At 48.6% G+C, this 13,729-nt stretch carries 9 protein-coding genes; 3 read left to right on the top strand and 6 right to left on the bottom strand.

From position 1 onward, the window contains the following. Positions 1-19: 19 nt before the first annotated feature. The 5 genes from R4537_RS13540 to R4537_RS13520 form a co-directional block, all read right to left on the bottom strand. Positions 20-1,927, bottom strand: coding sequence for a beta-prism lectin domain-containing protein (locus R4537_RS13540; protein WP_071178451.1), 1,908 nt, complete (start codon positions 1,925-1,927; stop codon positions 20-22). A 358-nt stretch (positions 1,928-2,285) separates the two neighbouring features. Continuing rightward, on the bottom strand, positions 2,286-4,334 hold the full coding sequence (locus R4537_RS13535; RefSeq protein WP_071178450.1) for a beta-prism lectin domain-containing protein: 2,049 nt from the start codon (positions 4,332-4,334) through the stop codon (positions 2,286-2,288). Between the two features lie 334 nt (positions 4,335-4,668). Then, on the bottom strand, positions 4,669-5,433 hold the full coding sequence (locus R4537_RS13530) for a peptidoglycan binding protein CsiV (protein WP_071178449.1): 765 nt from the start codon (positions 5,431-5,433) through the stop codon (positions 4,669-4,671). Positions 5,434-5,608: 175 nt separating this feature from the next. Then, the gene (mfd, locus tag R4537_RS13525; RefSeq protein WP_071178448.1) at positions 5,609-9,076 is read right to left on the bottom strand and encodes a transcription-repair coupling factor; all 3,468 of its coding nucleotides are present in this window, start codon (positions 9,074-9,076) and stop codon (positions 5,609-5,611) included. Positions 9,077-9,078: 2 nt separating this feature from the next. Continuing rightward, positions 9,079-9,654 (bottom strand): PilZ domain-containing protein, encoded by a 576-nt coding sequence (locus tag R4537_RS13520; RefSeq protein WP_071178447.1) that lies wholly within the window; start codon positions 9,652-9,654, stop codon positions 9,079-9,081. Between the two features lie 175 nt (positions 9,655-9,829). Between R4537_RS13520 and lolC the strand changes: the two genes are divergently transcribed. Genes lolC through lolE form a run of 3 tightly spaced genes read left to right on the top strand, consistent with a single transcriptional unit; the run spans position 9,830 to position 12,962 of the window. Then, positions 9,830-11,038, top strand: coding sequence for a lipoprotein-releasing ABC transporter permease subunit LolC (gene lolC, locus R4537_RS13515; protein WP_000468903.1), 1,209 nt, complete (start codon positions 9,830-9,832; stop codon positions 11,036-11,038). Beyond that, positions 11,031-11,717, top strand: a complete 687-nt coding sequence (gene lolD, locus R4537_RS13510) for a lipoprotein-releasing ABC transporter ATP-binding protein LolD (RefSeq protein ID WP_071178446.1) — start codon at positions 11,031-11,033, stop codon at positions 11,715-11,717. Before lolC ends, lolD begins: the two co-directional genes overlap by 8 nt. Beyond that, complete coding sequence (gene lolE / locus R4537_RS13505) at positions 11,718-12,962, top strand: lipoprotein-releasing ABC transporter permease subunit LolE (protein ID WP_071178445.1); 1,245 nt, start codon at positions 11,718-11,720, stop codon at positions 12,960-12,962. A 114-nt stretch (positions 12,963-13,076) separates the two neighbouring features. On the opposite strand, the gene R4537_RS13500 is transcribed toward lolE, so the two are convergent. Beyond that, entirely contained in the window at positions 13,077-13,607 is a 531-nt protein-coding gene (locus R4537_RS13500) for a DUF2062 domain-containing protein (protein ID WP_071178444.1), read from the bottom strand. Between the last annotated feature and the right edge of the window lie 122 nt (positions 13,608-13,729).

Here is a 13,729-nt window from a genome sequence, read left to right as displayed (position 1 = left end):
GCGGCTGGCAGAAGTATCTTTACTTCAACGGAACGCGAATGGTCGCTGAACGGAAGCTGTTGTGGGTTAACCAGCTTGGTTGTGCATGAGAAGGTACGGTGCCATCAGCATTAATATCTGAGAGATTAAATGCGTATTGGTTCCAGATACGAGTTGCATTTCGCCAAGGCTTGCTTGGATCGGCGGACTCATACACAAACACACCGTGGTTGACTTGGCTTTCGCGATCATAGTCATTGGCAACCATGATCAGTGAGGCGTTGTTGTTGCCTTCTAAATCGGCGACGACTGGGTATTCCCATAAGGTGCCAGAAGAGTTCGCAATAATGCCCATCACACGGCCAGTTTTGCCATCAAGAATACGCATTCTCAGACGATCTTGAACCAACACTTCGTCAATACCATCACCGGTAAAGTCGTAAGCGGAGACACCAATTTTGCCGCTGTTCAGGTCATCGTTAGCCACAGACCATACTTTATTACCGTTGGCATCATACATGTCAACCGCATTGTAGCCCGCATAAACGATACCCATGTGCGATTGATCCGCAGTCACTTTACCGACTAAGAGCTGCACTGCATTGATCTGTTGTTTATGCTTGTGAATATGTTTCTCTTTACTCCACACATTCATTCCTAAGAGTTGCGATCCTTTTGGAATAACGTAATGTGCCGTGGTTGCTTTTCTGATGCCAAAGAAGGTATAAGCAGAGTCTTTTGAGCCGGTAGTAACTTTAGAGCCATCATCAAGCGTGAACGTCATCTCAAGAATGCCATAGGCCCAAGTGTATTTGTTTTTACCATAAGTCACCTCTACCGCACGGACTTTACTGGTATCGATTGTGCTTAGATAACCGCCACTTCCACCAATCATGTTTTGGCTATTGGCACCAATCGCGTCAACTACAGCGCCAGAGCGGATGGCTAATAATCGATCTTTTCCAGCCATGATTTGTCGTAGATAGGCGCAATCGGTGTAGCCATATACATAAGATTTAGTATCAACGATTATTGAATTTACACTCGGTTTCCCCAGAAAACTGGAAACAGCTTGTACGCTTCCTCCTGGGTTGGACATGTTATTTACTTGCCATTTTATCGTACCGTCATGTTCAAGAACGGCAATTTCACTATTCTCTGGCGTGCTTAATGAAGCAGGAACAGAAATTACAAGTTCAGGTTTATTATCCCCATCAAGGTTAGCCACAGATGAGAACCAGACGGTATCATTGGCTTGATATTGCCATAAATAATTACCGTTGTTTTGGTACAAAGTGCCGTCAGCGAATACTTCACGTTGGCCATTGCCATTGCTGTCAAAAGCAATCGCACCAGGTGCCCAGTCGTGGCTGAATAGTAATCCTGAGTCATAGCTATACACGCCATCGGCAGAAAGAATTTCAAGTTTACCATCGCCTGTAACATCTGCGAGAGTCATTGCGCCCACAGAACGCCAGCCTGACGCCGACTTGAGGATCTGTTTCTTGATGTTTCCGTGGTTGTCTAAGATATTGATGTAGGGGGTTAATGTACTGGTTGATACGATCTCAATATTTCCATCCCCATCCAGATCGGCAGCGGCGACTGGATAACGAGCATCGGCAATCACTCCACCGTTGCTATAACTCCACAACTCGGAACCATCTACTCCACTAAGAGCGCGAATATAGCCACCTTGAGTATATTGATTGTCTTCAAAAGTGACGACTATGATATCTGCTACATCTTTTTCGTCGATTTTTCCGTCGCCGTTATCGTCGTTGAGCTGCACCACGATGGGTGCGACCATGACTTGGTTGGACTCTGGATGAAAAGTACTCGTAGACCATGACCATTTTAGTTTGGTCTGAATTTCATTGTGCGCAAATGCTGGAGCTTGAGCCAGAATGAGCGATCCAAGCGCGTACATGGGGAGATTAAGTTTCATAATGTTACCTTATGGCTTATCCGTTAATGTCTTTGTATTCTCAGTAGTATCACTCTTACTTTTGCATTGAAGATGGGTAAAGAAGGTCAATAAGGAATGACAACACAGGAAATACACCAAAAGCCTAGAGATTATCTATGTGGTGATGATTGCTATTCAATCCAGCGACTATGTCAAATGATGACGTTCTTATCTTCATGATATTTAATGGTTTTATATATGAGAAGGTGAGCCTTGATTGAGACAGGAAGAACCAAAAGTGGCCATTTGGTTGTGTTTTATTTTGGACGTTTTAATGGTTTGTTCGAGACTAATAACAAAAAAGCCGCTCCGGATGGAGCGGCTTGCAGGAGTTTCTTTACTTCAGCGGAACGCGAATGGTCGCTGAACGGAAGCTGTTGTGGGTTAACCAGCTTGGTTGTGCATGAGAAGGTACGGTGCCATCAGCATTAATATCTGAGAGATTAAATGCGTATTGGTTCCAGATACGAGTTGCATTTTTCCAAGGTTTGCTTGGATTGGCTGACTCGTAGACGAATACACCATTATTGAGGTTGCTTTCACGATCGTAATTGTTAGCAACCATAATCAGCGCAGCATTATTATTGCCTGCTAAATCAACAACAACCGGATATTCCCATAAAGTACCAGATGAGTTGGCAATCGTGCTCAGTACTCGTCCAGTTTTCCCATCAAGGATACGCATTCTTAAGCGGTCTTGGATCAGAACTTCATCAATACCATCACCGGTAAAGTCGTAAGCGGAGACACCAATTTTGCCGCTGTTCAGGTCATCGTTAGCCACAGACCATACTTTGTTGCCTTGCGCATCGTACATGTCAACCGCGTAGTAACCCGCGTACACAATGCCCATGTGTGATTGGTCAGCAGTCACTTTACCAACTAGGAACTGCACCGCATTGACTTGCTGTTTGTGTTTAAAGAGGGGTTTCTCTTTACTCCACACATTCATACCCAAGAGCTGTGAGCCTTGTGGAATGTCATAACGTACAGTAGTCGATTTCGACAGTGTCACAGGTACGGCATAAGGGATGGTTTTCTCTTTCCATACAGGCGCTAAATAAGCCACTTGTTTAGTGTGCCAGCCAAAGAACCAGTAAGAGACGGTTTTGGTACGCCACTCAAGACCAAGATAAGGAACCGTTTTGGTTTTCCACTCTAATCCTGGGTAAGTAAACGCAGAATCTTTTGCTCCCACGGTGACTTTTGCGCCGTTATCGAGAGTAAAGCTCATCTCGAGGACACCATACTTCCAGGTGTATTTGTTTTTACCGTAAGTCACATCAATGGCGCGGACTTTACTGGTATCAATTGTGCTGAGTGAGCCACCGCTGCCGCCGATCATGTTTTGGCTATTAGCCCCAATTCCATCGACTACAGCACCAGAACGAATCGCTAACTGATGATTTTCTGCGAGAACACGTTGTTGATGTGCCCAGTGAGTGTAGCCATAAACGGCAGACTGAGCATCAACAGTGGTTGCGCTGGAGCTTGGTTTACCCAGAAAACTGGAGACGGCTTGCACGCTGCCACCTGGGTTAGATAGATTGTTGACTCGCCATTTTACTGAGCCATCATGCTCAAGCACGGCGATTTCACTGTTTTCTGGTGTGCTCAAAGACGCTGGAACCGACACGACCAGTTCAGGCTTATCATCACCATCAAGGTTTGCAACGGAAGAGAACCAAACAGTGTCATTGGCTTGGTATTGCCATAGGTAAGCACCGTTGTTTTGGTAGAGTGTACCGTTGGCAAAGACTTCACGTTGGCCATCGCCATTGCTATCAAAAGCAATCGCACCAGGTGCCCAGTCGTGGCTGAATAGTAATCCTGAGTCATAGCTATACACGCCATCGGCAGAAAGAATTTCAAGTTTACCATCGCCTGTAACATCAGCGAGAGTAATTGCACCTACTGAACGCCAGCCTGACGCCGACTTGAGGATCTGTTTCTTGATGTTTCCGTGGTTGTCTAAGATATTGATGTAGGGGGTTAATGTACTGGTTGATACGATCTCAACATTACCATCACCATCCAGATCGGCAGCGGCGACCGGATAACGAGCATCGGCAATCACTCCACCGTTGCTATAACTCCACAATTCGGAACCATCCACACCACTGAGTGCGCGAATATAACCACCTTGAGTATATTGATTGCCTTCAAAAGTGACGACTATGATATCCGCCACATTATCGTCGTTGAGCTGCACCACCACAGGCGCGGCCATGACTTGGTTTGACTCAGGGTGAAATGTACTGGTTGACCACGACCATTTCAATTTGGTCTGTATATCACTGCTGCTTGACGCGAATGCGGGGCTTTGAGTCATTAAATGGCTCAAGGCGAGAACGCTTATCGCGGTCAACGTTTTTGTCTGTTTCATGGCTTGACCTTCATCTCTCTTGACAGTTCGAGTGGGTTGTATAATGAGTTTCCTTACTCTCTCGTTAGATTGATGCCCAAATACGTGGAAGAGATGGTGGCATCAATAACGAAATGCTGAGAGCGATAAGATTATCAGTGGCAAATGCTAGAAGGTTCAACCCACTCAAAGGCTTATAAACATGAGTTCTTGTTTGATAGACAAGTCCACTCATTAAATGTGAGAGAGTGAATCACTTTTGAAACAGACGGGAGGTGGCACTAACAACTCTGATCTCTAGAAGGGGGTGAGTTTGAATCCGCTTAAACCGCGTATTCAAACTCACGATCGAGTCTTACTCAGCAACGCGGCGGACTTGAATGATCACGCCCATGAGAGGGTGATCCAGATAGTGGGTTTCACCACTACGCATACGGCGTTTCTGATCGAGACGATAACTTTTCAGGAAGGTTTCTTCCTGAACTTTAGGTGAGACCGATTCAAGCATGCCGGCTTGTACCGTTGCGCCTTGCTCTTCATTGGTGCCCAGTTCTAAAGGCGAGTCTTGCAATACGACTTCGCGTACCGAGGGCTTTTTCAAATCCAGCACGGCTTCAGCAAACAAAAAGTGCTGAACGTAAATTTGCAAAGTGCCATCAAGTTCATACAGCGGGTTGGCGATGCTCATTTCACTGACACCATCTACGGGAGCGGTGACTGTGCTGCCAACTGGATTTCCATTGGCTTGAAATTGCCCCGAGAAATCTCGCCCTGCTTGAATATGGAATACAGGAGCGGATTGGCGACCCTGATCATTTTGACGCCAAGCGGTATGCAGTAACACATTGAAGCCTGCGTGGTTGCGTAATTTCTGCGCTTCACTATTGAGTTGATAAGCGGAGCTTGGCAATAGTGTTACGCCTTTACTTTGGCGAAAACTAACATCGGCAAAACTGCCTGCGCGATCAACATTGATGGCAGGTAAGCTGTTAGGCCAAGACTCACTCACTTTTTCCGCATCGACTGCTCGTTTAAAAATGATCACTTCAATATCAAACTGCCGAGCCGCCATGCTGGGCATTGCAATCAGCAACAGCAGCAGTGGGATCAATCTTTTCATTGTCACTCCATCGTTCAGTGTTTCACACTGGGTCATTACTGGTGATTTGTGCTATATCTCTTGCGAATGAATCCCGCGAAGAGATTGGCTTAGTTCATTCTCCCTAATCTGAGTGTTATCTCGCGATTAGAGGCGTACTGATTTGCCGCTTACCTGTCCTATCAATTTGAGAATCTTACTGAGCAGGTAGTACATTTTGCTGGAAATTCTTCAACATGTCAGCGACAAATTGAATGCGCGCGCTGCGTTCAACCAAAGGCAAAGTAAATTTCAATTTGGTTGGTCCATCCATCGCCAGTAACTTTGGTTGCGATTGCAGCAGTTTAACCAAAAACACCGGGTTAATGTCAGCATTGGGATAGAACTCTACGTATCCGCCACGCTCATGCGCCTCAATTTTACGCACTTTTAGGCGCATAGCATTGAGTTTCAGTTCGGCAATGGCGAGTAAGTTTAACGCGGCGTCCGGTAATTTACCAAAGCGATCAATCAATTCGACTTTGAGTTCAGCCAATTCGTCTTCACTCGCTACGCTGGCGATCTGTTTGTACATGGATAACCGCGTATTGATATCGGGGATGTACTCTTCCGGCAGTAAGGCTGGTAGTCGCATTTCGACTTCGGTCTGCTCACGCAGTAAATCATCCAGCGCAGGTTCTTTGCCTGATTTTAGGGCTTCGACCGCTTGTTCGAGCATTTCCATATACAGAGTAAAACCGACCGACTGAATCTGGCCACTTTGCTCTTCGCCTAACAATTCACCGGCCCCGCGAATTTCCAAGTCGTGCGTGGCGAGAGTAAAGCCGGCCCCCAAATCTTCTAAAGAGGCAATCGCCTCTAGGCGTTTGACTGCATCTTTGGTAATCGCTTTGGGCGGTGGCGTTAGCAGGTAAGCATAGGCTTGGTGATGCGAACGACCGACACGTCCACGTAACTGGTGCAACTGAGCTAAACCTAAGCTGTCAGCGCGATCCATGATGATGGTATTCGCGGTCGGAACGTCGATACCGGTTTCGATGATCGTGGTACACACCAGCAAATTGAAACGCTGGTGGTAGAAATCGTTCATCACTTTTTCCAGCTCACGTTCACGCATCTGCCCGTGAGCGACGGTAATCCGCGCTTCAGGCACCAGTTTTTCTAAATCTGCGGCCACTTTATCGATGGTTTCAACCTGATTATGCAGAAAGTACACCTGACCACCGCGCATAATTTCACGCAGTACCGCTTCACGGATCACACTATCTTCACTTTGACGAACAAAGGTTTTGATGGCTAAACGGCGCGCTGGAGGGGTGGCAATAATCGACAGATCACGCATACCACTCATGGCCATGTTGAGTGTACGTGGGATCGGCGTCGCAGTGAGAGTCAGAATATCCACATCGGCACGCATCGCTTTGACTTTTTCTTTTTGGCGCACCCCAAAACGGTGTTCTTCGTCAACAATCAGCAAGCCAAGATCCGCAAAACGAATTTCGCTAGAGAGCAACTTATGGGTACCGACCAGAATATCGATTTTGCCGTCCGCCACATCTTGTAGGATTTGTTTTTGCTCTTTGGCTGATTTAAAGCGGGAGAGCACTTCGACGCGGATCGGCAAGTTAGCAAAGCGGTCGCGGAAATTTTCAAAATGCTGCTGCGCCAGTAGAGTTGTAGGGACTAACACGGCGACTTGCTTGCCGTTATCGGTCGCGACAAACGCGGCGCGCATCGCTACTTCGGTTTTACCAAAGCCTACGTCACCACACACCAAACGATCCATGGCTTTGGCTTGGCACATGTCGGATAGCACAGCGTTGATCGCCATCGCTTGGTCATCGGTTTCTTCAAACGGGAAGGTGGCTTTGAAGGTCGCGTATTGTTCACGGTCGAGATGGAATTTAAAGCCCGGTTTGATTTCGCGCTTGGCATACACATCCAAAAGTTCTGCCGCGACATCGCGCACTTTTTCCGCCGCTTTGCGGCGCGCTTTGACCCACGCTTCACCCCCTAATTTATGCAATTGGGCGGCTTCTTCTGCGCCACCGGAGTAGCGGCTGATAAGGTTCAGTGACGAAACCGGCACATACAGCTTGGCTTCGTTTTGATACTCCAGCATCACGTATTCGCTGACCATGCCACCCGCTTCAAGGGTTTGTAAGCCTAAGTAGCGTCCGATCCCGTGATCAATATGGACAACAGGTTGCCCCGGTTTGAGTTCAGCAAGGTTGCGGATCACCGCATCACTGTTGGTGACGTTTTTGCGATCTTTTTTGCGGCGACGTTGAATCACCCGATCGCCCAGTAAATCGCTCTCACAAATCAAGGCAACTTGGTTATCACCATAGATAAATCCGCGCTCTGCTGAGCCGAGCACCAGTGAGTATTTTTCCGTTTGTTGGCACGCAAGGCTGAAATCATTTTGGCTTTGCGGGCGCAATTTAATGCGCTGTAACAACTCCAGTAGCGCTTCACGGCGACCTTCCGATTCGACTGAGAAAATGATTTTGCCGGTAAATTGTTCGCTAAATTGGCGCAGTTCCGCTAAAGGCTCTTTGTTTTGATGTTCAACGGCCAATACGGGTAGTGGTTGAACTTGCGCATTCATTCGACCGGCACGCAGCTCGATAGGTGAGCTGCTTAGTTGCACTTGTGACAGCGCTTTAAAATGCGCAAATAGCTCATCTTTACGCAGCCACAACTCATTGGGCGGCAGCAGTGGGCGCAGTGGGTCGATATTGCGTTGGTCGTAGCGGTAATCGACATCGGTTAAGAACTGGTCGATGGCTTTTTCCAGCTCGCCCACCACCAAAAGCTGGCTGTTGGCGGGCAGGTAATCAAACAGGGTCTCGCTGTGCTCAAAAAAGAGTGGCTGCCAATACTCAATCCCTGCGGGCCAAGTACCTTTAGATACTTGGCTGTAAACCGATTCCGGCTCGCGGCGCGCTTCAAAACGCTGTCGCCAGCGGTTACGAAACTCTTCGATCGCCGCGGCAGTCGTCGGAAACTCATGGGCGGGCAGCAGGCGAATTTCATCCATTTCAGCGATTGAGCGCTGATTGTCTGGGTCAAAGGTGCGAATGGTGTCGATTTCATCATCAAAGAAATCGATTCTAAACGGATCGCTACTGCCCATCGGGAAGAGATCAAGAATCGAACCACGACTGGCGTATTCACCGGGGCCAAAGACCTGATCGACATGGCGATAGCCGCTGTTTTCTAACTGCAAGCGCAGTTTATCCAGTGAAAAGTGATCGCCACGTTTAACGATTAAGGTGTGCTGCAACAAAAAGTCACGTGGTGACTGGCGCTGAAGCAAGGTACTGACCGGGACAATCGTGATACCGCGCGTTAAGCTTGGGAGCTGATACAAACGCGAAATACGATCAGAAATGATGTCCTGATGGGGTGAAAAATTATCGTAGGGCAGCGTTTCCCAATCGGGGAAGAGCGCCACTTCGCTGTGGCTAAACTGTTCCACTTCGTGTAGCAATTTGAGCGCAGTTTGTGGATCGGGCACGGCGAGCAGAGTATGGCTAGCATGAGCATTGGCGAGTTCCGCAATGGCCAGCGCTAAACTTGCGCCGTGTAAATTACCGATGGCTTTTTTGTCTCCGGCACCTTGCGCCGAAAACAGAGAGAGTAAAGAGTGTGTAGTCATAGTCACGCTTGAGGTTTTTCTCGGTCTAGTGAGCGTTGACGCAGCAGGCGCTGCTGTTGGTTGAGAGCGGCTTTGATCAGCAAATCCTGATCCACATCGCGCAGCAGATCGTATTTGAGTGTCACTAAGGTGTGTTCAGGCTCTTGCTGGCATTGCATCACACTGGCGTAGCAGTAAATCGCAGCGGGAGGGTATTCCAAAAACAGTTTTACCCGCACTTTTTGTCCAATCTGCAGTGGCGATTTGGCCAAATAGGTCAGTTGGCTGGCACCAAAACGGGTTGTGCTGCTGCGATGCTGTGCATCATTTTGCTGCGACAACATGAAGGTCAGTAGCAGATTGAGTTTGGCATTTTGCGCTTCAAGCAGTTGCAATACGCTTTTAAATTCGCTGTTTTTCAGCTCCATGCGCGCGCTATCACTGAGTTGTTCCAACTGGCTAAATTCGCTGGCGACCACAAATGGCGCGGGGATCTCTGCTTCAAAAATCTCATGAGAAGGTAGGGTGAAATGCTCCGCCAACGGCTCCACATTGATGGTTAGCGCGTGGTGAACAGTAAAGAATTCTTGGTCATTCATAGAGGGTTCCTTCTCACATCTGTGTTGATTATCGTCATAAGCAGTAACTAATCAAGGTATGTCCTTGTTATGGGTGTGAAATAAACGTTCTCTTACACAGATTTGATAAAGAAAAACTACAACCGCGCAGGGATTCTCGCTACATTAACGCCATTCTCTTCCTATGGTTGGATTTATGTTTCATCCGATTTCGGCTTTTATTGGTTTGCGCTATCTGCGCGGCCGCTCAGGGGATCGTTTTAGCCGCTTTGTCTCTTATATGTCGACGGCGGGGATCACGATCGGTGTGATGTCGCTGGTTACTGTCTTATCGGTGATGAACGGTTTTGAGGCGCAGCTTAAGTCACGCATTCTTGGGGTGTTACCTCAAGCGGTCGTCACCGAAGCTGCAGGCAAAACCACCCTCAGCGCAACGCCCCCAGATTTTGTCACGGCATTATCGACTCAGCGCCCACCAGAGCCTTTAGTGCGCAGTGAAGCGGTGGTGCAAAGTGCCTCGCAACTGGCCGCGGGGTTGCTGATTGGTATCGAGCCACAACAAAATGATCCGATTGAGCAACACCTGATTGCGGGGCGGGTAACGGCTTTGCAAGCGGGCGAGTATCAACTCTTCCTTGGGCATCTTCTTGCGCGCAGTTTGAATGTCACCGTGGGTGATAAAGTGCGTTTGATGGTGACAGAAGCGAGCCAATTTACGCCTTTGGGCCGTTTGCCCAGTCAGCGAAACTTTACGGTAGCGGGAATTTTTAATACCGGTTCGGATGTGGATGGGCAACTCATGGTGACCCATCTGCGCGATGCGGCCAAGCTATTGCGCTATGATGCGCAGACCATTTCAGGTTGGCGGTTATTTTTTGATGACCCGTTTGTGGTCAGTCAGCTTGCCGAACAGCCATTGCCGCAAGATTGGCAATGGAGCGACTGGCGTGAGCAGCGCGGTGAACTGTTTCAAGCGGTACGTATGGAAAAGAACATGATGGGGCTGATGCTCGGACTTATCGTTGGGGTGGCCGCGTTTAATATTATTTCTGCACTGATCATGGTGGTGATGGAGAAGCAAGCCGAAGTGGCGATTTTAAAAACCCAAGGCATGCAGTCACAACATGTGCTGGCGATTTTCATGGTACAAGGCGCCAGCAGCGGGGTGATTGGTGCGTTGGTTGGTGGTTTACTTGGCGTGCTGTTGGCGGCCAATTTAAATAGCCTGATGGAAGCTTTAGGTGTTGCCCTTTTTTCGGTGGGTGGCAGTTTGCCAGTGGCGATTGATCCGCTGCAGATTGTCCTCGTTATTGTTCTTGCGATTGTATTAAGCCTGTTGGCAACGCTGTTTCCAGCCTATCGCGCATCTTCTGTTCAACCCGCTGAGGCGTTACGTTATGAATAACCTTTTACGTTGTCATCAGGTTTGCAAAACCTATCAAGAAGGGGAGTTGCAAACTCAGGTTCTTAAAGGGGTGAGTTTTGAGCTAAAACGCGGTGAGTTGGTCTCAATCATCGGCTCCTCTGGCTCAGGCAAGAGTACCTTGCTGCATATTTTGGGTGCACTGGATGACGCCAGTGAAGGGCAAGTGGAGTTTCTTGGCCAGTTTTTGCATCGGTTAAGTTCGAATAAGCAAGCGAAGATCCGCAATCAGCACTTGGGATTTGTTTATCAGTTTCACCATTTGCTGGCGGATTTTTCTGCTTTAGAAAATGTGGCGATGCCGCTCTTGATCGGTGGCATGAATGTGGCGAAAGCCAAAGCGAAGGCGCAGAGCCTGCTTGAGCGAGTGGGTTTAGGCCATCGCGTGGCGCATCGTCCATCGGAATTATCAGGCGGCGAAAGACAACGAGTCGCCATTGCTCGCGCGTTAGTCAATAAACCAGATTTGGTGCTGGCCGATGAACCGACGGGCAATCTGGACCATAAAACGGCGCTGTCTATTTACGATTTGATGCGTGAGTTGAACCGCGAATCCGGTACCGCCTTTTTGGTGGTCACTCACGATGGCGAGTTGGCGGCGAAAATGGATCGTCACATGCACATGAAAGATGGGCTGCTAACCGATATCACGGGGGCTTAAGTGTTTTCCTCTCTCGCTCTGTTTATTGGCGGACGCTTTAGTCGCGCTAAACAACGCAACAAAATGGTGTCGTTTATTTCGCTGTCGTCCACGATTGGGATTGCGGTTGGGGTGGCGGTGATCATCATCGGCCTTTCGGCGATGAATGGTTTTGAGCGTGAATTGCAAACCCGTGTTCTGTCAGTTATCCCACATGGGGAATTTGAGGGCGTGCGCGGACCTGTCGAACGCTGGCCTGATTTAATGGCGCAAGCCGCGCGTCACCCACAAATTGTCGCGGCAGCGCCATATGTGAAGATCACAGCACTTGCCGAAAGTGGCACTCAGCTTAAAGCGATTGAAGTGCGCGGTGTGGATCCGCAGCGTGAACAAGCCGTATCACGCTTGTCGCTGTTTATTACCGCACAGGCGTGGCAAGAGTTTCGCCCCGGCCAGCAGCAGGTGATTTTAGGCCAAGGCGTTGCGGAGAAATTAGGCGTGCAGGTTGGTGATTTCATTACCTTGATGATCCCAAGTGCCACCAGTGGTGACAAGGTTCAAGCGCCGAAGCGGGTACGCGTGAAAGTCAGCGGCTTATTGGCACTGAACGGGCAGATTGATCACAGCTTAGCGCTACTGCCGCTAGAAGATGCCCAAGCTTATGCTCACTTAGGTAGTGGTGTTACCGGTATCTCCGTTAAGGTGGCGGATGTGCTGCAAGCAACGAAGATTGTACGTGATGTGGGTAATCAACTGAGCGAATACGTCTATCTGCACAGTTGGCAGCAAAAGTACGGTTTTTTGTATCGCGATATTCAGTTGGTGCGCACTATTATGTATTTAGTGATGGTACTGGTGATTGGAGTCGCGAGCTTTAACATCGTCTCGACTCTGATGATGGCGGTAAAAGATCGCGCAGGCGAAATCGCTATTTTGCGCACCATGGGCGCGACCGATGGCTTGATCAAACGTATTTTCGTCTGGCAAGGCGTGTTTTCTGGGGTTCTGGGTAGTGTGGTCGGCAGTGTATTGGGTGTGGTTGTCGCCTTTAATTTAACGACTTTGATCAAAGGGTTAGAACATCTGATCGGCCATCAATTTTTATCCGGTGATATCTATTTCGTTGATTTTCTTCCTTCACAGGTTGAGTGGGCAGATGTACTGCTGGTTTCAGGGACGGCGATTGTGCTGAGTTTGCTGGCGACTTGGTACCCCGCGCGGCGTGCAAGCCGACTTAATCCTGCGCAAGTGTTGAGTAGTAAATAACATCAAACAAAAAAGGACCTTCGGGTCCTTTTTTCATGCTGAGTAAACAGGGTTTGCATTGTTTAAGCTGCGCTTGTTCGCAACTCTCTTGCAATCGTGAGTGCATAAGATGCGTTAAGGCAGATTCTCCGGCATTTTACTGGTGCGGCGTTTTTGCCAACTGCGTACAACTGAGTAACGCCACAAACCGCGAATGCCAAAGTAACCAATTAACGATGCCAACACCGCGCAAAATGCACAGCCGAGTAAGAACGGCGGCCCAATGGTGCTCATCTGATTGAGTAAAAATTCCCAAGTGAGCTCAAAGTGGAAGGATTGAGCGGGAGTACCCATCAACCATGCACCGACTTTGTAAGTGAAATAGAATATCACTGGCATAGTGATTGGGTTGGTGATCCATACCAGAGCGATGGAGAGCGGTAGATTGACACCAAGCATGATGGCTAGGCCAGCAGCCATGATCATTTGGCTGGGCAGTGGCACAAAGGCCATAAACAGACCGACCGCAAACGCGCCAGCGGCAGAGCGGCGGTTTAAGCACCATAGGTTTGGGTTATACAGCACATTACCAAACACGCGCAGCGCTTTTTGGCGTTTGATCACATCGTGGTCAGGCATAAACCGTTTAATGAATTTTCTTGGCATACGGGATTATGACTCTCTTGTCGAATTACTGGTCGTTTATCTCTTTTTCGATCACCGTGCTGTCTGCCCCTTATTGGCCTTGGATGCCGAGCTGGGGTTGGGCTTGGTTATGCCTTATTTTT

It is taken from the genome of Vibrio paracholerae, assembly GCF_037672085.1.
GTDB classification, from domain to species: domain Bacteria; phylum Pseudomonadota; class Gammaproteobacteria; order Enterobacterales; family Vibrionaceae; genus Vibrio; species Vibrio cholerae.
This window is presented reverse-complemented; position numbering and strand designations above follow the sequence as displayed.